Annotated in this window: 24 protein-coding genes and 3 tRNA genes; 18 read left to right on the forward strand and 9 right to left on the reverse strand. The window is 49.8% G+C overall.

The genetic code is table 11. The features are described 5' to 3' along the window. Positions 1-67: 67 nt before the first annotated feature. From OGY01_RS19820 to glmS, 7 genes are all read right to left on the reverse strand, one after another. A complete protein-coding gene (locus OGY01_RS19820) occupies positions 68-1372 on the reverse strand; it encodes a dicarboxylate/amino acid:cation symporter (RefSeq protein WP_045441106.1) in 1305 nt (434 codons plus the stop codon). Positions 1373-1541: 169 nt separating this feature from the next. After that, positions 1542-1859, reverse strand: coding sequence for a DUF4387 domain-containing protein (locus tag OGY01_RS19825; RefSeq protein WP_045441107.1), 318 nt, complete (start codon positions 1857-1859; stop codon positions 1542-1544). Further along, positions 1856-3226, reverse strand: coding sequence for an acyclic terpene utilization AtuA family protein (locus OGY01_RS19830; RefSeq protein WP_045441108.1), 1371 nt, complete (start codon positions 3224-3226; stop codon positions 1856-1858). The genes OGY01_RS19825 and OGY01_RS19830 overlap by 4 nt, the downstream gene beginning before the upstream one ends. Before the next feature lie 3 nt (positions 3227-3229). After that, entirely contained in the window at positions 3230-4471 is a 1242-nt protein-coding gene (locus OGY01_RS19835) for a methylaspartate ammonia-lyase (protein WP_045441109.1), read from the reverse strand. Further along, on the reverse strand, positions 4471-5916 hold the full coding sequence (locus OGY01_RS19840; protein ID WP_045441110.1) for a methylaspartate mutase subunit E: 1446 nt from the start codon (positions 5914-5916) through the stop codon (positions 4471-4473). Before OGY01_RS19840 ends, OGY01_RS19835 begins: the two co-directional genes overlap by 1 nt. Before the next feature lie 18 nt (positions 5917-5934). Then, entirely contained in the window at positions 5935-7323 is a 1389-nt protein-coding gene (gene glmL, locus OGY01_RS19845) for a methylaspartate mutase accessory protein GlmL (RefSeq protein ID WP_045441111.1), read from the reverse strand. After that, entirely contained in the window at positions 7323-7772 is a 450-nt protein-coding gene (glmS, locus tag OGY01_RS19850) for a methylaspartate mutase subunit S (RefSeq protein ID WP_045441112.1), read from the reverse strand. Before glmS ends, glmL begins: the two co-directional genes overlap by 1 nt. A 1218-nt stretch (positions 7773-8990) precedes the next feature. Here glmS and cydA point away from each other — a divergent pair. The 16 genes from cydA to pnuC all read left to right on the forward strand — a co-directional run bounded on the left by cydA (position 8991) and on the right by pnuC (position 20778). After that, positions 8991-10559: a cytochrome ubiquinol oxidase subunit I gene (cydA, locus tag OGY01_RS19855; protein WP_045441113.1), complete on the forward strand. Its 1569-nt coding sequence runs from the start codon at positions 8991-8993 to the stop codon at positions 10557-10559. 15 nt (positions 10560-10574) lie between these two features. After that, a complete protein-coding gene (gene cydB / locus OGY01_RS19860; RefSeq protein WP_045441114.1) occupies positions 10575-11714 on the forward strand; it encodes a cytochrome d ubiquinol oxidase subunit II in 1140 nt (379 codons plus the stop codon). Between the two features lie 14 nt (positions 11715-11728). Then, positions 11729-11842 carry a cytochrome bd-I oxidase subunit CydX gene (cydX, locus tag OGY01_RS19865; RefSeq protein ID WP_071828905.1) on the forward strand — a complete coding sequence of 38 codons (114 nt, stop codon included), beginning with the start codon at positions 11729-11731 and terminating at the stop codon, positions 11840-11842. Positions 11843-11978: 136 nt separating this feature from the next. Then, positions 11979-12263: a cyd operon protein YbgE gene (gene ybgE / locus OGY01_RS19870; protein WP_045441115.1), complete on the forward strand. Its 285-nt coding sequence runs from the start codon at positions 11979-11981 to the stop codon at positions 12261-12263. Positions 12264-12534: 271 nt separating this feature from the next. Continuing rightward, positions 12535-12939: a tol-pal system-associated acyl-CoA thioesterase gene (ybgC, locus tag OGY01_RS19875; RefSeq protein WP_045441116.1), complete on the forward strand. Its 405-nt coding sequence runs from the start codon at positions 12535-12537 to the stop codon at positions 12937-12939. Further along, positions 12936-13628 (forward strand): Tol-Pal system protein TolQ, encoded by a 693-nt coding sequence (tolQ, locus tag OGY01_RS19880; protein ID WP_136345302.1) that lies wholly within the window; start codon positions 12936-12938, stop codon positions 13626-13628. Before ybgC ends, tolQ begins: the two co-directional genes overlap by 4 nt. 3 nt (positions 13629-13631) lie before the next feature. Further along, the gene (gene tolR / locus OGY01_RS19885) at positions 13632-14060 is read left to right on the forward strand and encodes a colicin uptake protein TolR (protein WP_045441118.1); all 429 of its coding nucleotides are present in this window, start codon (positions 13632-13634) and stop codon (positions 14058-14060) included. 64 nt (positions 14061-14124) lie between these two features. Continuing rightward, on the forward strand, positions 14125-15396 hold the full coding sequence (gene tolA / locus OGY01_RS19890; RefSeq protein ID WP_048221834.1) for a cell envelope integrity protein TolA: 1272 nt from the start codon (positions 14125-14127) through the stop codon (positions 15394-15396). A 127-nt stretch (positions 15397-15523) separates the two neighbouring features. After that, a complete protein-coding gene (gene tolB / locus OGY01_RS19895; RefSeq protein WP_045441120.1) occupies positions 15524-16816 on the forward strand; it encodes a Tol-Pal system beta propeller repeat protein TolB in 1293 nt (430 codons plus the stop codon). 34 nt (positions 16817-16850) lie between these two features. Continuing rightward, a complete protein-coding gene (gene pal, locus OGY01_RS19900; protein ID WP_006685431.1) occupies positions 16851-17369 on the forward strand; it encodes a peptidoglycan-associated lipoprotein Pal in 519 nt (172 codons plus the stop codon). Positions 17370-17378: 9 nt separating this feature from the next. Then, positions 17379-18167 (forward strand): cell division protein CpoB, encoded by a 789-nt coding sequence (gene cpoB / locus OGY01_RS19905; protein ID WP_048221832.1) that lies wholly within the window; start codon positions 17379-17381, stop codon positions 18165-18167. A gap of 165 nt (positions 18168-18332) precedes the next feature. Then, positions 18333-18408: transfer RNA gene (locus OGY01_RS19910), tRNA-Lys, on the forward strand. Positions 18409-18556: 148 nt separating this feature from the next. Further along, a tRNA-Lys gene (locus OGY01_RS19915) sits at positions 18557-18632 on the forward strand. A 33-nt stretch (positions 18633-18665) separates the two neighbouring features. Next, positions 18666-18741, forward strand: a tRNA-Lys gene (locus tag OGY01_RS19920). A gap of 246 nt (positions 18742-18987) precedes the next feature. After that, a complete protein-coding gene (gene nadA / locus OGY01_RS19925) occupies positions 18988-20031 on the forward strand; it encodes a quinolinate synthase NadA (protein WP_048221831.1) in 1044 nt (347 codons plus the stop codon). 27 nt (positions 20032-20058) lie between these two features. Beyond that, positions 20059-20778, forward strand: coding sequence for a nicotinamide riboside transporter PnuC (pnuC, locus tag OGY01_RS19930; RefSeq protein ID WP_045441123.1), 720 nt, complete (start codon positions 20059-20061; stop codon positions 20776-20778). Here pnuC and zitB read toward each other — a convergent pair. Together zitB and OGY01_RS19940 are read right to left on the reverse strand one after the other, a co-directional pair. Beyond that, complete coding sequence (zitB, locus tag OGY01_RS19935; protein WP_225760667.1) at positions 20775-21716, reverse strand: CDF family zinc transporter ZitB; 942 nt, start codon at positions 21714-21716, stop codon at positions 20775-20777. The genes pnuC and zitB overlap by 4 nt on opposite strands. Before the next feature lie 112 nt (positions 21717-21828). Then, positions 21829-22203 (reverse strand): YbgS-like family protein, encoded by a 375-nt coding sequence (locus OGY01_RS19940; protein ID WP_045449506.1) that lies wholly within the window; start codon positions 22201-22203, stop codon positions 21829-21831. A 323-nt stretch (positions 22204-22526) separates the two neighbouring features. On the opposite strand from OGY01_RS19940, the gene aroG reads away from it, so the two are divergent. Then, the gene (gene aroG, locus OGY01_RS19945; protein ID WP_048221829.1) at positions 22527-23582 is read left to right on the forward strand and encodes a 3-deoxy-7-phosphoheptulonate synthase AroG; all 1056 of its coding nucleotides are present in this window, start codon (positions 22527-22529) and stop codon (positions 23580-23582) included. A gap of 171 nt (positions 23583-23753) precedes the next feature. Further along, positions 23754-25922, forward strand: coding sequence for a TonB-dependent siderophore receptor (locus OGY01_RS19950; protein WP_045441126.1), 2169 nt, complete (start codon positions 23754-23756; stop codon positions 25920-25922). Positions 25923-25924: the final 2 nt, after the last annotated feature.

Raw genomic sequence — 25924 nt, forward strand, 5'->3', positions numbered from 1 at the left:
CGGCTTACGGGTTATTAACCGTCTCGAAAACCGGATAGCGCGGCCGCTATCCGGTTTCACTGTGGTATTAAGACAAAGCAACTTCCGTTTCGGTAACCGGGCGTTCCTGTTCCGGGGTTTTTACTGGCGCAGTGCCGCGACAACCCTGGCCGAAGTGTTCGCCTTCCCAGCGACCCACAATGGCAGCACCCATTGCGTTACTCATTACGTTAGTGGCTGAACGACCCATATCGAGGAATGGATCGACGCCCATCAGCAGGATCAGACCGGCTTCCGGAATGTTGAACTGGTTCAGGGTTGCGGCAATAACCACCATAGAGGCACGAGGCACACCCGCCATCCCTTTAGAGGTCAGCATCAGGATTAGCAACATGGTGATTTGTTCGCCCATGCTCAGCTCGATATTGCACGCCTGGGCAATAAATACGGTGGCAAATGAGCAGTAGGCCATGGAACCGACCAGGTTAAAGGAGTAACCGATAGGCAGAACAAAGCTGGCGATTTTTGAAGAAACGCCGAACTTTTCCAGTTTATCCAGCGTGCCCGGGAAGGCTGCTTCAGAACTGGAAGTGGTAAAGGCCAGCAGAGCAGGTTCGAGGATGGCTTTAGTAAGACGGCTGATGCAAGGGCCGACGATCATAGTCGACAGGCCAATCAGAATTGCCCACAACATACCCAGCGTCAGGTAGAACTCACCCATGAAGATCCCGGCGCTAACCATCACACCCAGACCACGTTCGGCAATCAGACCTGAAATAGCGGCAAAAACGGTCAGAGGTGCGAACAGCATTACGTAGCCAGTCAGCTTCAGCATGACGTGGACCAGTGAGTCGAGAACCTTAACGATAGGCTCAGCTTTTTCGCCAATCGCAGCCAGGCTGCAACCCAGGAAAATCGAGAACACGACGATCTGCAGGATTTCGTTACGCGCCATCGCATCAACGATACTGGTCGGTACTGCGTGCGAAATAAATACCTTCAGCGTAAACGGCTCTGACTTAACGGCGGCGACAGCGCCGACATCATGCGGAACAAAGTTGATGCCTGCGCCCGGCTGGAAGATATTAACAATAACCAGACCCAATGCGATTGACAGCAGTGAGGCGCAAATAAACAGGAAAAAGGTTTTGGAGAATATACGTCCCAGCGTTTTTGCATCACCCATTTTGGCAATGCCGACAACCAGAGTTGATATAACTAATGGAGCGATAATCATTTTCACCATACGTAAAAATATAGTGGTGAAAATGGAAATATCCTGAGCATATGATTTAGCTGTTTCAGCTGCGGCCATATTATTGATGAGCACCCCGGCAACCATGCCGAGTAACAGGCCTAATATGATCATCTTCGTTAAACTAATTTTCTTCATGTTTACTCCATCGGATAAAGGCTGGTAATTGAAATTGTGTAGGGTGGCGAGCACCTGAGCCTGGACAGCAGCTCAGATGCACGCCTGTTGTGACCAACCGCATGAATAATTCGAAGCACTGTGATACAGCTGAATTCTGTGCTCCAATGGCTGTTATTGTGTTTTTTTGTTACAGATCGAACTCAATACTTAATAATGGAGCGTGTTGTTGCGCACCATAAACATCATTGTCACCGACATTGCCGGAAATAATATCGCGCGGCATGACGATTTTTACTGCATTCGCTGGGTCGAACCACACAATATTATGAATAAAGTCAGGTTTGACATTATATAACCCAGCAATAAGTTGCGGTGTTAATTGCTCCGAGGCTTTTACTCGCTGATAGTCTTCCCTGGTTTTAAATAAAATATCTAATACCAGTTCATACGGTCCGGCGTTTTTGGAGCGAATTACTTGCGCCAGTGAGCAAATAGACTGTTTCATGCCTGAACTCCTTCTGGCGTCACCTGTTCAATGTGGAAATCAAAACGCAGTGCATCGCTTGCTTCAATCAGGTGATAGATTGAGAACTCATACACAGGCCCACTCTGAATGTCAGATGGTGAGAACGGGAAAGCGAGGTTGCCCGCAGTCGCAATACGATTTTCATAGCCGTAGTGCAGCAACGTAGAACGCACCAGTGAGCAAACGCTGTTGGCGATATCCTGGGTTGGCGCGACCACGTCCAGTAAAATCCCCAGCTCATGACCGGCAGTTTTCATCGGCTCATGATTGCCCATCACGCCGTTCTTACCATACAGGTGGAACGTCATGCGGATACTGTCGTCATTCAGTGAAAGGTTACGTGCCACGCTGGCCTGTACCTCTTCAAGAATGGTGTCGATACCGGCAATCATAATCGGATCGCGCGTTCCGGCGATGGTCAGGCAGCGGAAACCAACCTGACGCGCACCTTCCAGTTTCAGCGCATACGGTGTCTCTTCATGACGCGAACCGCTGACGTACACTTCACCTTCATTAACCGCTGTAAAGGTACACGCTTTCAGGTTCAACACGCCGCCCGGTCCCGGCAGGAAGTACGGATCTGACTTCTCATACAGGGTGTGTGCCGCAGCAGAAGTTTCAGTGAACTTACGCTTCGGATTGAACGCTTTCAGCGTAAAGCCGTTGTCGTCGATGATTCCCATCGCACAATCCGAGCCAGAACCCGGGGTGGCGGCGATGGCAGCACACTCAAGGATCTTACCGCAATGAAGCGCCAGACCTTCATCAAAGCCTTGCATAATCGGCAGTGCAGCGAAGCATGCCGGATCGTAGGCTCGTCCGCCCAGTACAACCTGTGCACCGGCTTTCAGTGCGCGCTGGAAAGGCTCAACGCCCATCTGTGCAACGATGTAGGTGCTATCTTCGATAGCTTCGTGAGTCAGTTCAGGCACAAAATCCAGTGCGGTGATTTTGCCGTTATCCAGGGCCTGATGAACGACTTCTTTGTCGACATCGGACGGGATCAACGCCATGGAGAAAGACAGTTTTTCTTCCTGGGCGATCTCATGGATTATCTGGCGACACCACTCCAGATGTGGAGCTGCGCCGGAACCTCCGGCGGTACCGATCACGACCGGGATGTTATTCTTAACGCCTGCCACGATCATATAGCGCAGATCGCGTTTCACACCGGCCCTATCAGTGAAAGGCTTACCTGCCCCCAGGTAGTGGGGGCCAGGATCGGAGGAGCCTGCGTCAACAGCAATAAGATCCGGCGATTCTTCCATGGCTTTACGAAAACTCTCTTCCGGGAAGCCATAACCCAGAATAGCTGTAGGCGATAAGATCTTAAATGTGCGAGCCATTTCTTAATCCTTAGTCTGCAACAACGCGATGGTGCGGTTCATTTCGTTAAACACGATGTTGAGACCTTCATCGAAGCCCATACCCGGTTTGATCAGCATGCGCATTGGACGCGCAGCCAGCGCGACATGTACGCAGGTGCGAGCACTGATCTCGGTTTCGTTACAGGTTCCGCCCTGGTAGGCTTCCATTGCGTGTTTGTTACAGTAGAGCACGGCATCAACAATGTTATGAATGCCACCGAGATCCGGAGTTTTGATCTGCACCATGTGGCAGCTGCCAGCATCAGTGAAGTCCACGATATCCTGATAGGTGTTACACCATTCATCAGCAACGATTTTCACGCCGGATCCCAGACGGGTCAGTTCTTTGGTGATTGCGGTCAGCATGCGGATTTGATCCGGCTTGTTACCAGCATCAACCGGACCTTCAATGTACAGCGGCAGACCCTGTGCTTCTGCTTCCAGGCTGGCGATGTATTCGGCGCAACGAACCGGGTCCATATCAAAAATCAGACCGATAGTGCCGTACACATCAATATGCAGCGTTGGGTGATAACGATCGCTGGTACGCAGGCTTAAGATGCGGTTAGACAACCAACGCACATACTCACGCAGTTTTTCGCCTTTAAAGCCCAGCTTCTCTTCTACGTTGTTGATCAGCGCATGCGGCAGTACGTCCACGCCTTTGAGGATCATTTTGTCGACGGCGATATAACGGTCATCACCGCTTTGACCAAATAATGGAATTGCTTCCGGTACACATGGCAACTGCCATTCATCGCAAACAACTTCTGTTTTCAGGCGTCCTGTGGCCAGTGCTGCGGCATCAAGCAACGCCTGAGACAAACCGTAACGTACAGCGGTATGCAACAGATGACCGTCAATACGCAGTTGGTCAAAGAAACGGGCGTTTGGTAAGAATGAATCTACGTCACGACCTTCCAGCAGCGGTTTGATGTGATCGTTCAGGAAAGGAATGAAGTTCTCAGCCAGGAACAGTGGGTCACGACCGCCTGCACCGGAGTACTGTACGGCCGCGCAATCACCAACGGCCACCGCGCCGTTTTCCAGAATCAACTGCACTGAAACGCATTCACCCGCCTGACGAACAGAGGTAAACCCAGGCGTCACCGGAGAGCCGGTATAGATAAACCCATCGTGACCAGCTCCGTCTTTAATAGCTTGCTGATCGTCAAAATAAAATGAGGAGTAGCCAGCGGTGAAAAGGGCCTGTTTAATTTTCATTATGGTCTTCCTATTAATTTACTGTGGGATACGGCGTTGATGTCATCAATGACCATCTGGAAAGAAGGTTTACGACCTTCAAAATGTGCGCGCTCTGCGACGTAGTCGTGGTGCAGGGCGAGAATATCTTTCGGCAGCGGAACCGCACCGGCTTCGAGAATACGGATTGCGCCAGTGTTATCACGAACTGGCAGGATTTTGCCGGCGTTACAGGCGGCAGGGGCGAAAGGTACATCCAGCACACCGGCTTCAAAAGCCAGTACGGTGCCGCGTGCAATGTCGCCATTACCCAGCTCGAATACTCTTTTCAGTACCGCGCGAACTTCGCTCTTAATCAGATCGACTTCCTGCTCTACAGCTGCGCATTGCGGGAATTTCTGGTCGCTGACCATGTTGAGCATCTGGCGTGAAGCTTTAAGTCCCTGGGCATTAGCCGCAGCAGTTGGGATACCGAACGCTTCATGCGGGCTTTTGGTGATGACTTTAGTTGCACCGGACATACCTGCAACCGCAGCACCCCAGGCGATAACGGAGAACGCTTTTGCTTCATCTTCCGGGAAACCGCCCATCCACTGGTGGAATACGGTGCTCAACTCGTAATCATCGAAGCCATAATTCTGGAAGTATTCGTGGGACAGTTCACGCAGAGCCTGAATCGCCGCGATATCCTGAGTCAGGCTACCCACCTGGCCGTAACCGACGGTAATGGATTTCACTCCTTGTTCCAGCGCCAGCAGACCTTCGATAATCGCGACCGAGTGAGACATAAACGGCGGGATCAGGGTGCCGGTCAATGGGCCAAACGGCTCGCGGTTAATACGAATGCCGTTTTCTTCGTACAGCCCCATCAGACGGTCGCAGTACTGCCAGTCACGGATGGATTTTTCCAGGGTGACACGTTTGGCATAAGGGATGTTGTAGGAGATACCGCCGCCTTCGTAGCTGGTAAAGCCACTGGCCATCGCGATCTCTGCCAGCAGGCGTGCATCCGGGGTACCGTGGCGAACCTGGATAGGTTTTTCCAGCGATTCAGTCATACGGCGGCAGGCAGCAACCCCGTGATTGACCACCGGTAAACCATTAAGCTTGGAGGTTCCTGCTTCGATGGATTTCTGGATCCCGACGGCAGCTTCTTCATAACGATTCAGACGGGTATAGGCATCGATGGTACTTGGCAGAAGGTCGCACTCTTCCTGCAAGGTTTTGAGCAACTCAATGTGCTCATCCATTAATGCAACACCTGCACGTGGCTGGCTCAGGGTTTTACCTTCCTGATCGGCCTTCAATAGCGCGAGGGAGAAGCGTTTTTTATCTGGAATTGCTTGCTGGTATTTCACGCCATCTTCGAAGTTCTCAACGTCTTTGCCGGTTTCCCAGGTTTGCAGCACCTGATGCCTTTCGGTCATGAATTCGTCATGGGTCAATTTTTTATTTCGAAGTTCCATTCGTAGCTGCCTTAATTGTTATAGGGTTAAACACTGAATGCTGGTGCGAGCTGCGGCTTGCGGGTACAGCCTGGCGACGTTTGCCAGTAGCGGGAGCAGGCCATTTGAATCGCGGTAATACTCAAACTGATTAGGTAACAAAATTCTTTTACCCTGGTCGTCCAGCTCCCGGTATTTGAGCCAGTTATGAATATCGAACTGGCTGGCGCGCGAGAGCCATCCACCTGAACCGACAACTTTGCGTACGGTGGTGAGATCGCGACCCATCTGTAAATCCACGTTACCTACGCAGGTACAAACCTGCTTTTTAGTGCCCGCGTGGCGCTCAGTGGCATAGCCCACGCACAAACCTGCCAGCAGAGTGTCGAAATATTTCTCCTCCTCGCTGAGTGGCAGGTAATCCGGATGCCCAACCAGATGACGCAGGTAGCGATAAAATGCTTCCTCACGTTGTGGCTGCTGGGCAAAGATAACTTTCACCATATCCTGCGTGCTTTCTCCGACCACGACGGCGGAAACGCGCATTCCCAAATCGCCTTCAACGGTACGTTTGACGAAAGGTTCAGGAACACCATGCAGGACGGTGTCGGGAGAGAGGATATTCGCGCTGGCTGAATAGACGTCCGTAGTGGCGCCGCCCATATCAATCAGCATGAATTCTTTCCATGCACTGTCGTAATCGCTAATCGCTTTTACCAGTTCATACACTGTCCACGGCGTCGGCATGGGTTCTTCGCCGGTTTCTCCAACGATGACGTCCAGACCTTTGCCTTTAACGATGCGAGACAAGAACACATCACAGATAGCCTGACGAGCGGCAAACGGGTTCGGGTGATCGAGATCCGGCAGAATGTTATCTACCGTGGTCAGATCCTTATGCCCCAGAATCGTCTGTATATCGTCCTGGATGTCCCGGTTTCCGGCGTAAATAATGGCGCAGTCAAGCGTGGACTCTGCCAGCGCATGCGCATTAGCCAGGCCGTAGCTTTCTTCACCACCATCCGTGCCGCCGGTAAACAACAGGATGTCTGGCGGTGATGACTCCAGCTCCCGAATGTCATGGCGGTTCAGCTTGTATGAATAATATTGCGCGATTTTTGCTCCTGCCGAATGAGCGGTAACTTTCGCCGATTCCAGCGTAATGGAAGGCACCAGCCCCATTGCTGCAACGGCGAGTCCACCTTTGGCAGACGAGGAGTATTTCAACTGCACTTCACCACTTTTCAGTAACGGGCGAGCATCGGCAACATTCAGCACCTGATTCAGGCTGGCAAAAAAACCGTCTGCCAGATGATGTGTGGTGGTTGGGGTCAGGACATGGTTTACCAGGGTTAATTCCTCTCCTTCATGCGCGAAGAGGGCTGCCTTGGTCCATGTCGAGCCGATATCGACAGAAACTGTTTGCATCAGATGGCCTCTTCAAGGCAACGCTGTTCGAGGCCATTATGTTGATGGATATCATTGGTGATAAGCGCACAGACATCTTCGAGATCGTGACTTGGTGCGAAGACGCGGTTAAAGCCCATCTCTTTAAACTTCATTTCCACTTCGGCGAAGTCATGCTTACCTACGACCAGGTTGCCGCCGACATAGAGCAGAATGTCGCCGAGGCCGCGTTCGATGCAGCGCTCACGTAAACCGAGGCAGTCGATATCACCGTGACCGTAGATGGATGACACCACGATGGCGTCGGCACCGGTTTCAATCGCAGCATCAATATATTCATCCTGACTCACCATCACCCCAAGGTTGATTACGTGAAAATCATGAGCAGTAAAAACGCGATCCAGAACTTTATTGCCTACTGCATGGCAGTCAGCACCGATGACGCCAATAACAAGTGTAGATTTCTTCATGGGTAATCCTCTGTAGGGCTGATGGTCAATAAGTAAAAATTATTTTTTAATATTTAAAGCATGGATTGTGGCAACCTCTTAATAGGATTGGAGTGTCTGTGTAAGCGAAAAAGGAAGCAATTGATCTATTTTCAAAATAACCTTCATAAAATGATTGTTATATTTCGTTTTTAATAAATGGCTTTAAAAACAATGCATTGCGTTTTTTCTTTTGAGGTTTTCTTAATTTGTTTGCGAATTCGCTAATAAATGACTTGCTATGTTTGTGATCGAAATCTTATTTTGTTGTGAGCCTTTTTTAAGTGTCGTTTTAAATAATTTAAAAACTTATGCTTACTAAATAACTTGTGAACAACCTAACGGTTTTTTATTTATTGATCTTATATGTCAAAAATATTATTTGTTAAATTTAAGATAAAAATGATAATAGATTGTTCAGAACATATTTAATCTTTGGACCATATGCGCAAAAGGGGAGGGAGTGATAACTTGCGGTGATGATTCGGACAGGAAAGCATGGCATTTGAGAAGGGGAGGTATCTTCATTGAGGTTGAGAATGCAGTGAGTTTCTCTTCCAGCTGAGATAGTTACATTTTGGTGTTAATTATAAGTAAAATTAAAATGAATAATTTGTATAAATTTAAAATTCCACGACTTGCTAAAAAAAATCTGTGAGCTACCTAACAATAGTTACTCTTTATCTGCTATCGCATTTTGCCGTCTGAGCTGGTTAAAAGATCGTGTAGATTTAAATAAATAATCTATCATTTGTAGTAACGGCAATTACTCATTGAAAAACAAATCGTTAACATGATGTTTACTAGTTACCCTCGTGGTAAACATTGTTAACATTAAAATTGAAAATTGATTTAAATCAATGTTTAAAACTTGGTAAACACTACAAAATGAGGTTAAATTGCTGCAGATCAAATTGGTCTGGAAGTGATAAATTAGCTATAAATTGATCACTATCGAAAAATGCAAATTTACCTCGATAAAAACCTGTTTATTGTAAGGATTTTACGGCGTAATATAATTGCGGGATCAATTTGAGTGTTTTATTAACATGTTTGTAACTTTTCGGCATTGCCTTTTCTTCAAATGAGAAGAAAGAGCAACGGCGGATGGAAGCAAATAAATTTGTATTGGGGCATGCGTGTGACCCTTTCTAACGGGGTTCACTCTCGGAGTCTTCATGCGATGAGCAAGGAGTCATGATGTTAGATATAGTCGAACTGTCGCGCTTACAGTTTGCCTTGACCGCGATGTACCACTTCCTGTTTGTGCCACTAACGCTGGGTATGGCGTTTTTGTTGGCCATCATGGAAACGGTCTACGTCCTTTCCGGCAAACAGATTTATAAAGATATGACCAAGTTCTGGGGCAAGTTGTTTGGTATCAACTTTGCTCTGGGTGTGGCTACCGGTCTGACCATGGAGTTCCAGTTCGGGACTAACTGGTCTTATTATTCCCACTATGTAGGGGATATCTTCGGTGCGCCACTGGCGATCGAAGGCTTGATGGCCTTCTTCCTCGAATCCACCTTTGTAGGTCTGTTCTTCTTCGGCTGGGACCGTCTGGGTAAAGTCCAGCATATGTGCGTCACCTGGCTGGTGGCTTTGGGTTCTAACCTGTCCGCACTGTGGATTCTGGTTGCGAACGGCTGGATGCAGAACCCAATTGCAGCAGATTTCAACTTTGAAACCATGCGCATGGAGATGCTGAGCTTCTCCGAACTGGTGCTTAACCCGGTTGCACAGGTGAAATTTGTACACACCGTGGCTTCTGGTTATGTTTGTGGCGCGATGTTCGTTCTGGGGATCAGCTCCTACTATATGCTGCGCGGTCGTGACTTCGCGTTTGCTAAGCGCTCCTTTGCTATCGCTGCCAGCTTTGGTATGGCTGCCATTCTCTCTGTTATCGTTCTGGGTGATGAATCTGGTTACGAAATGGGTGACGTGCAGAAAACCAAACTTGCCGCAATTGAAGCTGAATGGGAAACTCAGCCTGCCCCTGCATCCTTTACGCTGTTCGGTATCCCGGACCAGGATGCGCAGGAGAACCATTTCGCTATCCAAATTCCTTATGCGCTGGGCATCATTGCCACCCGTTCTGTTGATACACCCGTCATTGGTCTGAAAGATCTGATGGTGCAGCATGAAGAGCGTATCCGTAACGGGATGAAAGCGTATCAGCTGCTGGAAGAACTGCGTGCCGGCTCCACCGATCAGGCCGTTCGCGACCAGTTCAACAGCATGAAGAAAGATCTGGGATATGGTCTGCTGCTGAAACGCTATACCGATAAAGTTACCGATGCGACCGAAGCGCAAATTCAGCAGGCAACGAAAGATTCCATTCCTCGTGTTGCTCCGCTGTACTTCGCGTTCCGTATCATGGTGGCGTGCGGCATCCTGATGCTGGCGATTATCGCTGTATCCTTCTGGACCGTGATCCGTAACCGTATCGGCGAGAAAAAATGGCTGCTGCGCACGGCGCTGTATGCGATTCCATTACCGTGGATTGCCATTGAGTCCGGTTGGTTTGTGGCAGAGTATGGCCGTCAACCGTGGGCGATTGGTGAAGTGTTACCGACAGCCGTGGCGAACTCTTCGCTGACTGCTGGCGACCTCATCTTCTCGATGCTGTTGATTTGCGGCCTGTATACCCTGTTCCTGGTGGCTGAACTGTACCTGATGTTCAAGTTCGCACGCCGTGGTCCGAGCAGCCTGAAAACCGGTCGTTATCACTACGAGCAGTCCACTGTGACTTCTCAGCCGGCACGCTAAGACAGGAGTCGTCAAATGATCGATTATGAAGTATTGCGTTTTATCTGGTGGCTGCTGGTTGGCATTCTGCTGATTGGTTTTGCGGTCACCGATGGTTTCGACATGGGGGTGGGCATGCTCACCCGTTTCCTCGGTCGTAATGATACCGAGCGTCGAATTATGATTAACTCCATCGCCCCGCACTGGGACGGTAACCAGGTTTGGTTGATCACCGCTGGTGGCGCATTGTTCGCTGCCTGGCCGATGGTTTATGCCGCTGCGTTCTCCGGTTTCTATGTGGCGATGATCCTTGTACTGGCGGCATTGTTCTTCCGTCCGGTCGGTTTCGATTACCGCTCGAAGATTGAAGATATGCGCTGGCGCAACATGTGGGACTGGGGCATCTTCATCGGTAGCTTTGTTCCGCCTCTGGTGATTGGTGTGGCATTCGGTAACCTGCTGCAAGGGGTTCCGTTCCACATGGATGAGTACATGCGTTTGTACTACACCGGTAACTTCTTCCAGTTGCTGAATCCGTTTGGTCTGCTGGCAGGTATCGTGAGTGTTGGGATGATCATCACCCAGGGCGCGACCTATCTGCAGATGCGTACCGTAGGCGAACTTCACCTGCGTGCACGTACGACTTCTCAGGTTGCTGCGCTGGTCACTCTGGTCTGCTTCGCTCTGGCTGGTGTCTGGGTGATCTACGGTATTGACGGTTATGTTGTGACTTCTGCACTGGATCACCATGCCGCTTCTAACCCGATGACTAAAGAAGTGGCGCGTGTTGCGGGTGCCTGGATGGTGAATTTTAACAATGCACCAATCCTGTGGCTGGTTCCGGCTCTGGGTGTGGTTCTGCCACTGTTGACCATCCTGACTTCTCGTATGGAGAAAGGGGCCTGGGCGTTTGTCTTCTCTTCACTGACCCTGGCCTGCATCATCCTGACTGCTGGTATTGCAATGTTCCCGTTTGTAATGCCATCCAGCACCATGATGAACGCGAGCCTGACCATGTGGGATGCTACCTCCAGCCAGAGAACATTGAACCTGATGACCTGGGTTGCGGCGGTGTTTGTACCAATCATTCTGCTGTACACCAGCTGGTGTTACTGGAAGATGTTCGGTCGCATCACCAAAGAAGATATTGAAAGCAACACCCACTCTCTGTACTAAGTAAGGAGCTAAAAATGTGGTATTTCGCATGGATTTTGGGAACGCTTCTTGCCTGTGCATTTGGGATAATCACAGCGCTGGCGCTTGAGCACGTTGAAGCAGGCAAGGCCGGACAAGAAGAAAGTTAATGATCAACATTATCGCGATGCAATATACAACATCGTTTTAGGTGCATCGCGGCGGCAAGGCTGCGAAACCCCAGGAGCTTACATCAGTAAGTGACTGGGGTGAGCAGGTGCAGCCAACAAAGAGGCAGCTTAAAGGATGATAAAGTATATTTATGCGGTAATGGATAAGCGCCCCTTGCGGGCGCTTTCCTTTGTGCTGGCAATCGTGTTGGCTGGCTGCATATTCTGGGATCCCACACGCTTCGCGGCAAAAACCAGTGAGCTGGAAATCTGGCATGGATTTTTGTTGATGTGGGCGGTTTGTACTGGCGTAATCCACGGCGTTGGATTTCGTCCTCGTGCGGTTCACTGGCAGGGCATCTTCTGCCCGCTGATAGCGGATATCGTGCTTGTTGCTGGTCTGATTTTCTTCTTCTTTTGAATAAGAAACATCCTTAAATATTTATGGGCTTGCATAAGCCCATAATTTTTTACTCTCCGTTTACTTTCCCCCATTCCAAAGCATCATTCCCGCGCGTATAGTAGCACCGGTTAAAAGTACTAACTTTTGTTGCATTACCGGGATGTAAAGTGAATACAACGCTATATACAACAGCATTCTTGAAGCATCGAGACGGCAAGGTCAGGAATCTCCAGACGCTTACAGAAGTAAGTGCCCGGGGGCAGTGGACAAAGCCAAAGAGGTAGCAGGAATGAATAAGTATATATTTCGATGGCCGGTTCGTGTCTACTACGAAGACACCGATGCCGGTGGGGTGGTTTACCACGCCAGTTATGTCGCTTTTTATGAAAGAGCACGCACAGAGATGCTGCGTCATCATCACTTCAGTCAGCAGGTACTGCTGGCCGAACGTGTAGCCTTTGTGGTGCGCAAGATGACCCTGGAGTATTTTGCGCCTGCCCGGCTTGACGATATGCTCGAAGTCCAAACCGAAATTACGTCAATGCGTGGCACCTCATTGGTTTTCACGCAACGCATTGTCAACGCAGAGAACACCGTGCTGAATGAAGCCGAAGTTCTGATTGTTTGCGTTGATCCACTCAAGATGAAGCCTCGTGCGCTTCCCAAGTCTATTGTCGCGGAGTTTAAGCAGTGACTGACATGAATATCCTTGATTTGTTCCTGAAGGCAAGCCTTCTGGTTAAACTTATCATGTTGATTTTGATTGGTTTCTCAATCGCATCCTGGGCCATTATTATCCAGCGAACCCGTATTCTTAATGCCGCTTCGCGTGAAGCGGAAGCGTTTGAAGACAAGTTTTGGTCTGGTATTGAATTGTCGCGCCTGTATCAGGAAAGCCAGGGACGTCGTGATAATTTGGCGGGATCGGAACAAATTTTCTACAGCGGGTTCAAAGAATTTGCTCGTTTGCACCGGGCAAATAATCATGCGCCGGAAGCGGTTGTTGAGGGGGCGTCCCGTGCGATGCGTATCTCCATGAACCGTGAGCTCGAAACGCTGGAAACGCATATTCCGTTCCTGGGAACCGTGGGCTCTATCAGCCCATATATCGGTCTGTTCGGTACGGTTTGGGGGATCATGCACGCATTTATCGCACTCGGTGCTGTAAAACAGGCAACCCTGCAAATGGTCGCTCCGGGTATCGCGGAAGCGTTGATTGCAACAGCTATCGGCCTGTTTGCGGCAATCCCGGCGGTTATGGCTTATAACCGTCTGAATCAGCGCGTAAACAAGCTGGAACAGAATTACGACAACTTTATGGAAGAGTTCACCGCGATTCTGCACCGCCAGGCGTTTACCGTTAGCGAGAGCAACAAGGGGTAAGCCATGGCCAGAACGCGTGGACGAGGTCGTCGCGAACTCAAGTCCGAAATCAATATTGTACCGCTGCTCGACGTATTGCTGGTGCTGCTGCTGATCTTTATGGCAACAGCGCCGATCATTACCCAGAGTGTGGAAGTCGATCTGCCGGACGCGACTGAATCGCAAGCCGTCAGCAGCAACGACGAGCCGCCGGTCATTATTGAAGTTTCCGGTATTGGGCAATACAGCGTGGTAGTTGAAAAAGATCGTATGGATCAACTGCCGCCAGAGCAGGTTATCGCAGAAGCGAAAAGCCGCCTGCAGGCCAATCCGAAAACAGTCTTTTTAATCGGTGGTGCGAAAGACGTGCCTTATGATGAAATAATTAAAGCGCTGAACTTGTTACACAGTGCGGGCGTGAAATCTGTTGGCTTGATGACGCAGCCAATCTGATGTCTGCGTATTCCTGGCTTGAAAGATAGCGCGTAACAGGCGAACAGTTTTTTGGGAACCGAGAGTGTCAAAGGCAACCGAACAAAACGACAAGCTCAAACGGGCGATAATTATTTCAGCGGTGCTGCATGTTATTTTATTTGCAGTACTGATCTGGAGTTCGTTCGATGAGCACATTGATGCTTCAGCCGGCGGTGGTGGCGGTTCGTCCATTGACGCCGTTATGGTCGATCCTGGCGCCGTTGTCCAACAGTACGATCGCCAGCAGCAACAGCAGGCAAGTGCGAAACGTGCAGAAGAACAGCGTGAAAAACAGGCGCAGCAGCAAGCCGAAGAGCTTCGTGAGAAGCAGGCGGCAGAGCAAGAGCGACTGAAGCAGCTGGAGAAAGAACGTTTAGCCGCGCAGGAAAAAGTGCGCGAGCAGACGGAACAGCAAAAGCAGGCGGAAGCCGCGGCTGCGAAAGCGCAAGAACAACAGAAACAGGCTGAAGAAGCTGCAGCGAAGGCTGCTGCGGATGCGAAGGCCAAAGCTGATGCTCAGGCGAAACAAGCCGCTGAAGCCGCGAAGAAAGCGGCTGCTGACGCACAGAAGAAAGCCGAGGCTGAAGCCGCTGCAAAAGCAGCTGCAGATGCCAAGAAAGTCGCTGAGGCGCAGGCTGCTAAAGCCGCCGCTGAAGCTGCGAAGAAAGCACAGGCTGAGGCCGCTAAGCAAGCTGCAGCCGAGAAGGCTGCTGCTGAGAAAGCTGCCGCTGCAGCAGAAAAAGCCGCTGCTGCAAAAGCTGCTGCCGCTGAAAAGGCCGCTGCCGATAAGAAAGCGGCTGCGGAAAAAGCTGCAGCAGACAAGAAAGCTGCTGCCGAAAAAGCGGCTGCTGATAAAAAAGCCGCCGCAGATAAAGCGGCTGCCGCTAAAAAAGCTGCAGCAGAGAAAGCCGCCGCAGCCTCTGGTGTTGACGACTTGTTAGGTGACTTAAGCTCCGGTAAGAATGCGCCGAAATCGGGCGGTGGAGCGAAAGGAAACGGTCAGCCAGCGAAAGATAGTGGTACAAGTGGTGCAAACGGTGGCGCATCAGGTGCTGATATCAGTGCTTACGCATCTCAAATTCGTAATGCGATTCAGAGCCGTCTGTATGGTGCTGATTTGTATGCAGGCAAATCTTGTGTGTTGCATATCAAGCTGGCACCAGATGGACTGTTATTGGATGTGACCGAAGAAGGTGGCGATCCAGCATTATGTCAGGCTGCGTTGACGGCTGCAAAAACAGCCAGAATTCCTAAACCGCCTAGCCAGGCTGTTTATGAAAAAGTAAAAGATGCCAAACTGGACTTTAAACTGTAATCATTTCCCCGAGATTTCGGGGAAAACGGTCTAAGGTTGAGACAGAGTTCTGGTAGTTTTGTGTATTTGAGTTTGTTAACATTCTGCTAAATTATCGTGGACTTTCCGTCCAGATAAGGGAGATATGATGAAGCAGGCATTACGAGTAGCATTTGGTTTTCTGATGCTGTGGGCAGCGGTGCTGCATGCAGAAGTACGTATCGAGATCACCCAAGGGGTGGACTCGGCGCGCCCGATTGGTGTAGTCCCGTTCCAGTGGGCTGGGCCGGGCGCTGCTCCCGAAGATATCGGTGGTATCGTAGGTGCAGACCTGCGTAACAGCGGTAAATTTAACCCGTTAGACAGGTCTCGTCTGCCACAGCAGCCGGGCACTGCGGCAGAAGTTCAGCCGGCTGCATGGTCTGCGCTGGGTATTGATGCTGTGGTTGTGGGTCAGGTTACGCCTAATCCGGACGGTTCCTACAGTGTTGCTTATCAACTGGTAGACACTGGCGGCGCACCGGGTACCGTACTGGCGCAGAACACGTATAAAGTGAACAAGCAGTGGCTGCGTTACGCGGGTCACACTGCCAGTGATGAAGTGTTTGAAAAACTGACCGGTATTAAGGGCGCGTTCCGTACCCGTATTGCTTATGTCGTTCAGACCAACGGCGGCCAGTTCCCGTACGAATTACGTGTTTCTGACTACGATGGTTACAACCAGTTCGTTGTTCACCGTTCTCCGCAGCCTTTGATGTCGCCGGCATGGTCTCCGGACGGTTCTAAACTGGCTTATGTAACCTTTGAAAGCGGACGTTCTGCGCTGGTTATCCAGACGCTGTCTAACGGTGCAGTTCGTCAGGTGGCTTCGTTCCCTCGTCACAATGGTGCTCCGGCATTCTCTCCGGATGGCAGCAAACTGGCGTTTGCTCTGTCTAAAACGGGTAGCCTGAACCTGTATGTGATGGATATTGGCTCAGGCCAAATCCGTCAGGTGACTGATGGTCGTAGCAATAACACCGAACCGACCTGGTTCCCGGATAGTCAAAACCTGGCCTTTACCTCTGACCAGGCAGGTCGTCCGCAAGTGTATAAAGTTAACGTTAACGGCGGTGCTCCGCAGCGTATTACCTGGGAAGGTTCGCAAAACCAGGATGCTGATGTAAGCAGTGACGGTAAGTTTATGGTAATGGTAAGCTCAAATAGTGGGCAGCAACACATTGCCAAACAAGATCTGGTAGCGGGTGGCGTACAAGTTCTGTCGTCAACGTTCCTGGATGAAACGCCAAGTCTGGCACCTAACGGCACTATGGTAATCTACAGCTCTTCTCAGGGGATGGGATCCGTGCTGAATTTGGTTTCTACAGATGGGCGTTTCAAGGCGCGTCTTCCGGCAACCGATGGACAGGTTAAATTCCCTGCCTGGTCGCCGTATCTGTGATAATAAATAATTGATTAATAAAGGAATCATTGAAATGCAACTGAACAAAGTGCTGAAAGGGCTGATGATCGCTCTGCCTGTTATGGCAATTGCGGCATGTTCTTCTAACAAGAACGCCAGCAATGACGGCAGCGAAGGCATGCTGGGTGCCGGCACTGGTATGGATGCAAACGGCAGCGGCAACATGTCCTCCGAAGAGCAAGCGCGTCTGCAGATGCAACAGCTGCAGCAGAACAACATCGTTTACTTCGATCTGGATAAGTACGATATCCGTTCTGACTTCGCTGCAATGCTGGATGCGCACGCTAACTTCCTGCGTAGCAACCCGTCTTACAAAGTCACCGTAGAAGGTCATGCGGACGAACGTGGTACTCCTGAGTACAACATCTCCCTGGGTGAACGTCGTGCTAACGCCGTTAAGATGTACCTGCAGGGTAAAGGCGTTTCTGCTGACCAGATCTCCATCGTTTCTTACGGTAAAGAAAAACCTGCAGTACTGGGTCATGACGAAGCGGCTTACTCCAAAAACCGTCGTGCCGTACTGGTTTACTAAGAGAATTGCATGAGCAGTAACTTCAGACATCACCTGTTGAGTCTGTCGTTACTGGTTGGCATAGCGGCCCCCTGGGCCGCTTTTGCTCAGGCGCCAATCAGTAGTGTCGGCTCAGGCTCGGTCGAAGACCGTGTCACTCAACTCGAGCGTATTTCTAACGCTCACAGTCAGCTTTTAACCCAACTCCAGCAACAACTCTCCGATAATCAGTCCGATATTGATTCCCTGCGTGGTCAAATTCAGGAAAGTCAGTATCAGCTGAATCAGGTTGTTGAGCGCCAGAAGCAGATTTTGTTGCAGATGAATAATCTTGGCAGCGGTAGTGCGCCGGCAGCGCAGTCTGTGGATAGCGATCAGGGCGGGGCAGCAACCCCTGCGCCTGATGCAGGTGCTACCGCAGCGTCAGGTGTGCCCGCGCAAACTGGCGATGCTAATACCGATTACAATGCAGCAATTGCTCTGGTGCAGGATAAATCCCGCCAGGATGACGCGATTGTGGCATTTCAGAACTTCATCAAAAAATATCCGGATTCGACTTACCTGCCCAATGCAAATTACTGGCTGGGTCAGTTGAATTACAACAAGGGTAAAAAAGATGATGCGGCGTTCTATTTTGCTTCGGTAGTTAAAAACTTCCCGAAATCACCAAAGGCTGCAGACGCAATGTATAAAGTTGGCGTCATCATGCAGGACAAAGGTGACACAGCAAAAGCTAAAGCAGTTTATCAGCAGGTTATCACTAAATATCCTGGCACTGATGGCGCTAAACAAGCGCAAAAACGCCTTGGCGCGATGTAATGCACACCATGCGACCAGAAATCGCGTTATTTCTGGTCGCGTCGTGTGATTCCTAAGCAGTTGAGTTATTTACATCGAAATTTTTGTTGCGCTAAAATCTGAAATCAGTAATATATGCCGCCGTTGCCAAGGGATATCAAACAGCCCGAAAGCGGCGAGAAAAGTGGGGCGTTAGCTCAGTTGGTAGAGCAGTTGACTTTTAATCAATTGGTCGCAGGTTCGAATCCTGCACGCCCCACCAATATTAACATCGTACTCAGGTGTTAGCCGTGAAGGATAACGTTGCGTCAGCAACGGCCCGTAGGGCGAGACGAAGTCGAGTCATCCTGCACGCCCCACCAATTTATTAAATTGGTGTCGAGTAAAAATATTTCAGGTGATACCCGAAAGGGTCGTTAGCTCAGTTGGTAGAGCAGTTGACTTTTAATCAATTGGTCGCAGGTTCGAATCCTGCACGACCCACCATCCTGAAAAGGTTAAAGTAGTAAACCCCATATGGGGGCGTTAGCTCAGTTGGTAGAGCAGTTGACTTTTAATCAATTGGTCGCAGGTTCGAATCCTGCACGCCCCACCAGTGTAAAAAGGCGCCCTAAAGGCGCCTTTTTGCTATCTGCGATTTATAAGATTCGAACCTGCTTCCCTGATGCGCTTCGCTTATCAGGCTTACAAAACATATCCGGCATTCATCAAACGCAATTATTGTGACTTTTATACGCCAATCCGCTATCTTGTTTAGCATATAAAACAAATATAGCCGATTGCAGCGTGCATCTCGCTTTAAGTCGGTTGTTTCGTTAAGCCAGTAAAACGAGAAAGCATGATGAGCGTGATGTTTGACCCTGAAGCTGCAATCTATCCGTTTCCGCCGAAGCCTGCACCGCTGAGTGTGGATGAAAAGCAATTCTATCGCGAAAAAATCAAGCGCCTGTTGAAAGAGCGCGATGCAGTGATGGTTGCGCACTATTATACCGATCCTGAAATCCAACAGTTGGCTGAAGAGACCGGCGGTTGTATTTCTGACTCACTTGAGATGGCGCGATTCGGATCAAAACACCCAGCATCCACACTGCTGGTTGCGGGCGTCAGATTTATGGGAGAAACGGCCAAAATTCTTAGCCCGGAAAAAACTATCCTGATGCCAACGTTGCAGGCGGAGTGTTCATTAGATTTGGGCTGTCCGATCGACGCCTTCAGCGCATTTTGTGATGCTCACCCGGATCGCACAGTAGTGGTTTACGCTAATACGTCAGCCGCCGTTAAAGCGCGTGCTGACTGGGTGGTAACATCCAGTATCGCCGTTGAACTTATTGAACATCTTGATAGTTTAGGTGAAAAAATCATCTGGGCACCGGACAGACATCTCGGCAACTACGTGCAAAAACAGACCGGTGCGGATGTGCTCTGCTGGCAGGGAGCCTGCATTGTCCATGACGAATTTAAGACCCAGGCATTAACGCGCATGAAAGGGCTTTATCCTGACGCCGCTGTTCTGGTACACCCTGAATCCCCTCAGTCGATTGTTGATATGGCCGATGCAGTAGGGTCAACCAGTCAGCTAATTAACGCAGCTAAAACGTTACCGCACAGACAACTTATTGTGGCGACTGATCGGGGCATTTTTTACAAAATGCAGCAGGCTGTTCCTGATAAAGAGTTGCTCGAGGCTCCGACGGCTGGTGAGGGGGCAACCTGTCGCAGCTGTGCACATTGTCCGTGGATGGCGATGAACGGCCTTAAGGCGATCGCTGAAGGTCTTGAGCAGGGTGGAGTGGCTCATGAGATACAGGTTGATGCAGCACTGCGAGAAGGGGCACTATTGCCGTTAAACCGCATGCTGGAATTTGCGGCTACACTACGAGCTTAATTATCGCGTTTCGCTCTGGGGGGAAAGATGGATTTTTTTAGCACGCAGAATATTCTGGTTCATATTCCGATTGGTGCAGGTGGTTACGACCTGTCATGGATTGAAGCGGTAGGTACTGTCGCTGGTTTACTGTGTATTGGCCTGGCTAGCCTGGAGAAAATCAGCAATTATTTCTTTGGTCTGATCAACGTTACGTTATTTGCGATTATTTTTTTTCAAATCCAACTCTACGCCAGCCTGTTGTTACAGGTGTTCTTTTTTGCCGCCAACATCTACGGCTGGTATGCATGGTCCCGGCAAACCAGTCAGCATGAGGCTGAACTGAAAATTCGCTGGCTGCCGTTACCAAAAGCGCTAAGTTGGCTGGCTGCTTGCGTGGTGGCGATTGGTTTGATGACGGTGTATATCGATCCGGTGTTTGCGTTTTTGACCCGCATGGCAGTGAATATTATGCAGGGGCTGGGGTTACAGGTTGCCGCACCAGAACTTCAACCCGACGCTTTCCCGTTCTGGGATTCCTGCATGATGGTGCTGTCAATTGTGGCGATGATCCTGATGACACGCAAATACGTCGAGAACTGGCTTTTGTGGGTGATCATTAACGTTATCAGTGTGGTGATCTTTGCCCTGCAAGGCGTGTATGCTATGTCGCTGGAATATATGATCCTGACGGTTATCGCCCTCAACGGCAGCAGGATGTGGATAAACAGCGCGCGCGAACGCGGCTCACGCGCGCTTTCCCATTAGTGATGGTGATGTGAATGACCGGACAGTCCCTGATAAAGGTGACAGTCCGGTCCATTACATGGCTGATACTCCATCTGAATGGTCGCGTGTTCAATTTGATAGTGATGCGTCAGGAAGTGCTGAATGCGCTCCAGCAAGGCATCATGATCGTGTGGTGGGATCACCTGCACATGCAATGTCATTACCGGTTTTTCTCCCACCATCCAGACGTGCACGTGATGCACATTGCGAACTTCAGGAATATCCCGACTAAGGTGGCGCTGTAGTGCAGCAATATCCAGTGCAAGTGGCGCACCTTCCAGCAATTCATTCACGCTATCTTTCAATAAACGCCAGGCGCTGCGCAGTACCAGCACGGAAACCAGGATAGAAAGAATGGGATCCGCAGGCGTCCAGCCGGTCCATATAATGATCAGCGCAGCGATAATCGCACCTACCGAACCGAGTAAATCGCCCATCACGTGTAGTGCAGCGGCGCGGACGTTGAGGTTTTTCTCTTCACTTCCGCGATGCAGAACCCAGAAGGCGAGTACATTAGCCAGCAAACCCGCGACGGCGATAACCATCATCATTCCGCCAGCTACTGGTCGGGGCGTATGGAAGCGCTCAATCGCTTCCCAGACGATTAAAATAGTGATCACCACCAGCGCAATAGCGTTAACAAACGCGGCCAGTGTGGTGAGTCTCAGCCAGCCGAATGTGTGGCGGATAGTGGGAGGACGACGGGAAAACTGGACGGCCAGCAGTGCGAAAAGTAGCGCGGCCGCATCGGTAAGCATGTGCCCGGCATCCGCCAGTAGCGCCAGAGAGCCTGAAAGTATTCCTCCCACCACCTCAACCAGCATAAATCCTGCTGTAATACAGAATGCGAACAGCAGTCGACGGGCATTGTTATCTTTGTGCTGGTCCGGGGAAGTATGAGTGTGCGAGTGAGCCATAGTGTCATCCCTTTGTTATTCTCATCTTTACTGTATGACATCATACCGGGTTTGGGCTGACAAAATTAAAAAGGAGAGCTTTTGCTCTCCTGTTATTAGCCATATTTTAGCTTTACTGGGTGGTACCATCAGTTTTGGTATCGACATCATTATTGATGCCGTTTCCGGTCTCGACCTTCTTATTCACATCCGGACAGCGACCGTCTTTACACATAGAGTTTTTGTGCACCTCGTCTTTTGTCATTCCTTCATGGTTCATCGATGAACCGTTCGGGTGCAGCATGGTTCCACCCGAATTGATTTTGTTATTGTTGACGTTATTTGGTGCAACGTTTTCACGGGCGTCAGGTGCTACTTGACCAGCATCCGCCGAAGAATTTGCCTGGCCGTTATTGGACTGAGCGTTTGTCTCTGCAGCCAGCGCTGCGCCGCTGGCGAGGCTAAGAGTTGCAGTAAGAAAGAGTGAGGCCAGCTTTGTCATTGTCATTTGCATAATATGCTCCTGTAATGGTCAATATGTCGGATAACCTCTTCCAACAGTGCATGTGCCAGTTAAATCGTCAGGGTGTGGTTTAATGTTTCAGCATGGAAATAAAAACCAGCATAGAATCTTGAAAATAATGAAAAAGTAAGTTGTTACAGTTAAAAATTGTAGTTTAGATCTCGTTTTTCGCTACTTTATTGCGTTTTTTTGATTGATTCCAGGATTAATCCGTCCAAACTGTAAAACCCCGTTTACACTTTATGATTGAAGATATAGATTGGAGGGATTGCATTCATTTATATAAGTATGGCAACGCTGGAATAATCATGAATTATCAGAACGACGATTTACGTATTAAAGAGATCAACGAGTTATTACCGCCAGTCGCACTGCTGGAAAAATTCCCTGCTACTGAAAATGCCGCAAATACGGTTGCTCACGCCCGTAAGGCGATCCATAAGATCCTGAAAGGGAGCGACGATCGTTTGCTGGTTGTTATCGGACCGTGTTCTATTCATGATCCGGCTGCAGCCAAAGAGTATGCTGCTCGCCTGCTGGCACTGCGTGAAGAGTTGAAAGATGAGCTTGAAATCGTCATGCGCGTCTATTTTGAAAAGCCGCGTACTACCGTGGGCTGGAAAGGGCTAATCAACGATCCGCATATGGACAACAGCTTCCAGATCAACGACGGTCTGCGTATAGCGCGTAAGTTGCTGCTGGATATTAACGATAGCGGCTTACCGGCTGCGGGTGAATTCCTTGATATGATCACCCCGCAATATCTCGCGGACCTGATGAGCTGGGGCGCGATTGGTGCGCGAACTACCGAGTCCCAGGTGCACCGTGAGCTGGCCTCTGGTCTTTCCTGCCCGGTTGGATTCAAAAATGGTACCGATGGCACAATTAAAGTCGCCATTGATGCAATCAATGCCGCAGGTGCGCCGCACTGTTTCCTGTCTGTGACCAAATGGGGTCACTCCGCAATTGTGAATACCAGTGGTAATGGCGATTGCCATATCATTTTGCGCGGGGGCAAAGAGCCGAATTACAGTGCTCAACACGTTGCTGACGTCAAAGAAGGGCTGGTCAAAGCGGGTCTGTCTCCGCAGGTCATGATCGACTTTAGCCATGCGAATTCCAGCAAGCAATTCAAAAAGCAGATGGATGTTGCTAAAGACGTGTGCGGGCAGATTGCCGGTGGCGAAAAAGCGATTATTGGCGTGATGATTGAAAGCCATCTGGTTGAAGGTAATCAGAACCCGGATAGCGGCGAACCGCTGACTTACGGTAAGAGCATTACCGATGCCTGCATTGGCTGGGAAGATACTGACTCTGTGCTGCGCCAACTGGCAAAAGCGGTGAAGGTTCGTCGCGGCGAGTAATACCCTTTTCTTTGTTTATAAACCGGCTAAACAGGCCGGTTTTTTTATCTCTGATTTCTCATAATCACAAAGAGTTAGATACGCTCTTAAAAGTTTTGACGTGACTGAGATCAAAATTTTACACCTATATCGATCGTAATATAAATTTTTACATAACGATTGATAATACAAATGAATAAACCTACTTACTTAGCAACACTGTTGCCTGTTCTCATTACTCTGGCATCCCAAAGTGTCCACGCTGAAGCGGCGTCTGAAGATGAAATTGTCGTCACCAGTCAGCCTTCCGGCAATCCAGCTTCTGCGCCTTCCGGTGCAGGATTTAAAACGAATGATATTGATGTTGGTCCGCAGGGAAATAAAGCCTGGGTCGATACGCCATATTCGACGACCACGGTCACTAAAATGATGATTGAAAATCAGCAGGCGCAAAGCGTGAGTGAGTTGTTGAAATATTCACCCAGTACGCAAATGCAGGCACGTGGCGGTATGGATGTTGGTAGGCCGCAAAGCCGTGGTATGCAGGGTAGCGTCGTTGCCAACAGTCGCCTGGATGGCCTGAATATTGTTTCAACAACAGCGTTCCCGGTTGAAACACTGGAACGTCTGGATGTACTGAATAGCCTGACGGGGGCATTGTATGGCCCGGCCAGCCCGGCGGGGCAATTTAATTTTATTGCAAAACGTCCGACGGAAGAGACGCTACGTGAAGTGACTCTGGGTTATCAGAGTCGCAGTGCGTTCACCGGGCACGTTGATCTGGGAGGGCATATTGATGATGACAACCGTTTTGGCTATCGCGTTAATATCCTGAATGAGGAAGGGGAAGGAAACCTGGACGATAGTACGTTGCGTCGTAAGCTTCTCTCCGTGGCGATGGACTGGAATATTCAACCCGGTACGCAGTTGCAGTTGGATGCCAGCCACTATGAGTTTGTCCAGAAAGGATATCCGGGCAGCTTCAGCTATGGTCCAGGTATTAAATTACCCTCTGCGCCTGATCCCAAAAATAAGAATCTTGCACTCAGTACTGCCGGTAACGATCTGACGACGGATACCGTCAGTACACGGCTGATTCATTATCTGAATGATGACTGGTCGGTAACGGCTGGTGTTGGCTGGCAGCAGGCGGATCGCGCGATGCGCAGCGTATCGAGCAAAATAATAAATGATCAGGGTGATATCAGCCGCACGATGAAAGACTCCACTGCAGCGGGGCGTTTTCGTGTACTGAGCAATACTGCCACTCTCAATGGTCATGTGGATACTGGCTCCATTGGGCACGATATTGCACTTTCAACTACGGGTTATGTTTGGTCTTTGTACAGTGCAAAAGGCACCGGCTCTTCTTATAACTGGGGCACCACTAACATGTATGACCCTTCGGAGATGACGGAGAAAGGCGACGGAAAAATCAGAACCAGCGGTGACCGCTATAAATCCGGAGTGAATACACAACAGAGTATTACCGTGGGCGATACGATCACGTTGACACCGAAATGGTCAACAATGTTTTACCTCAGCCAGAGTTGGATCCAGTCACAGAGTTATAATAAGAACGGGCATAAAACCAGCCAGATTGATGAGGATGGATTAAGTCCGAATGCGGCGCTGATGTATAAAATTACGCCAAATGTGATGACCTATATTAGCTATGCAGAGTCCCTGGAACAGGGGGGAACCGCACCAATCAACAGCGATGTGAAAAATGCCGGACAAACGCTGGATCCGTACCGCAGTAAGCAATATGAAGTAGGGCTTAAAGCGGATGTTTCAGGGTTGAATTTGGGCGCGGCTCTGTTCCGGCTCGAACGTCCTTTTGCCTATGTAGATCCCAATGATGATGTCTATAAAGAACAGGGTAATCAGGTAAATAATGGTCTGGAACTGACTGCATCCGGAAACGTCTGGCAGGGATTAAACGTTTATAGTGGTGTGACGTTCCTCAATCCAAAATTGAAAGATACGGCCAGCGATTCAACCAGCGATAAGCAGGTGGTCGGGGTTCCCAAAGTACAGGCTAATATGTTGGCTGAATACAGTTTACCTTCTATACCGCAATGGGTTTATAGCGCGAATATTCACTACACCGGTAAGCGAGCGGCTAACGACACTAATACCGCGTGGGCTGGCAGCTACACCACGTGGGATTTAGGAACTCGCTATACAACCAAAATCAGCAATGTGCCTACCACCTTCCGGGTTGTCGTGAACAACGTGTTCGATAAGCATTACTGGGCCTCCATCTTCCCGTCAGGGACTGATGGTGATAACGGTTCGCCGAGCGCATTTATCGGCAGCGGACGCGAAGTTCGTGCTTCCGTGACGTTAGATTTCTAAAG

The sequence above is a fragment of the Citrobacter sp. Cm038 genome (genome assembly GCF_030333105.1).
GTDB lineage: Bacteria > Pseudomonadota > Gammaproteobacteria > Enterobacterales > Enterobacteriaceae > Citrobacter > Citrobacter murliniae.

What these genes read in the sequence shown, in the direction of transcription:
- OGY01_RS19820 (WP_045441106.1), bottom strand. Translation starts at nt 1,372, where the DNA reads ATGAAGAAAATTAGTTTAACGAAGATGATCATATTAGGCCTGTTACTC.
- OGY01_RS19825 (WP_045441107.1), bottom strand. Translation starts at nt 1,859, where the DNA reads ATGAAACAGTCTATTTGCTCACTGGCGCAAGTAATTCGCTCCAAAAAC.
- OGY01_RS19830 (WP_045441108.1), bottom strand. Translation starts at nt 3,226, where the DNA reads ATGGCTCGCACATTTAAGATCTTATCGCCTACAGCTATTCTGGGTTAT.
- OGY01_RS19835 (WP_045441109.1), bottom strand. Translation starts at nt 4,471, where the DNA reads ATGAAAATTAAACAGGCCCTTTTCACCGCTGGCTACTCCTCATTTTAT.
- OGY01_RS19840 (WP_045441110.1), bottom strand. Translation starts at nt 5,916, where the DNA reads ATGGAACTTCGAAATAAAAAATTGACCCATGACGAATTCATGACCGAA.
- glmL (WP_045441111.1), bottom strand. Translation starts at nt 7,323, where the DNA reads ATGCAAACAGTTTCTGTCGATATCGGCTCGACATGGACCAAGGCAGCC.
- glmS (WP_045441112.1), bottom strand. Translation starts at nt 7,772, where the DNA reads ATGAAGAAATCTACACTTGTTATTGGCGTCATCGGTGCTGACTGCCAT.
- cydA (WP_045441113.1), top strand. Translation starts at nt 8,991, where the DNA reads ATGTTAGATATAGTCGAACTGTCGCGCTTACAGTTTGCCTTGACCGCG.
- cydB (WP_045441114.1), top strand. Translation starts at nt 10,575, where the DNA reads ATGATCGATTATGAAGTATTGCGTTTTATCTGGTGGCTGCTGGTTGGC.
- cydX (WP_071828905.1), top strand. Translation starts at nt 11,729, where the DNA reads ATGTGGTATTTCGCATGGATTTTGGGAACGCTTCTTGCCTGTGCATTT.
- ybgE (WP_045441115.1), top strand. Translation starts at nt 11,979, where the DNA reads ATGATAAAGTATATTTATGCGGTAATGGATAAGCGCCCCTTGCGGGCG.
- ybgC (WP_045441116.1), top strand. Translation starts at nt 12,535, where the DNA reads ATGAATAAGTATATATTTCGATGGCCGGTTCGTGTCTACTACGAAGAC.
- tolR (WP_045441118.1), top strand. Translation starts at nt 13,632, where the DNA reads ATGGCCAGAACGCGTGGACGAGGTCGTCGCGAACTCAAGTCCGAAATC.
- tolB (WP_045441120.1), top strand. Translation starts at nt 15,524, where the DNA reads ATGAAGCAGGCATTACGAGTAGCATTTGGTTTTCTGATGCTGTGGGCA.
- pal (WP_006685431.1), top strand. Translation starts at nt 16,851, where the DNA reads ATGCAACTGAACAAAGTGCTGAAAGGGCTGATGATCGCTCTGCCTGTT.
- cpoB (WP_048221832.1), top strand. Translation starts at nt 17,379, where the DNA reads ATGAGCAGTAACTTCAGACATCACCTGTTGAGTCTGTCGTTACTGGTT.
- nadA (WP_048221831.1), top strand. Translation starts at nt 18,988, where the DNA reads ATGAGCGTGATGTTTGACCCTGAAGCTGCAATCTATCCGTTTCCGCCG.
- pnuC (WP_045441123.1), top strand. Translation starts at nt 20,059, where the DNA reads ATGGATTTTTTTAGCACGCAGAATATTCTGGTTCATATTCCGATTGGT.
- zitB (WP_225760667.1), bottom strand. Translation starts at nt 21,716, where the DNA reads ATGGCTCACTCGCACACTCATACTTCCCCGGACCAGCACAAAGATAAC.
- OGY01_RS19940 (WP_045449506.1), bottom strand. Translation starts at nt 22,203, where the DNA reads ATGACAATGACAAAGCTGGCCTCACTCTTTCTTACTGCAACTCTTAGC.
- aroG (WP_048221829.1), top strand. Translation starts at nt 22,527, where the DNA reads ATGAATTATCAGAACGACGATTTACGTATTAAAGAGATCAACGAGTTA.
- OGY01_RS19950 (WP_045441126.1), top strand. Translation starts at nt 23,754, where the DNA reads ATGAATAAACCTACTTACTTAGCAACACTGTTGCCTGTTCTCATTACT.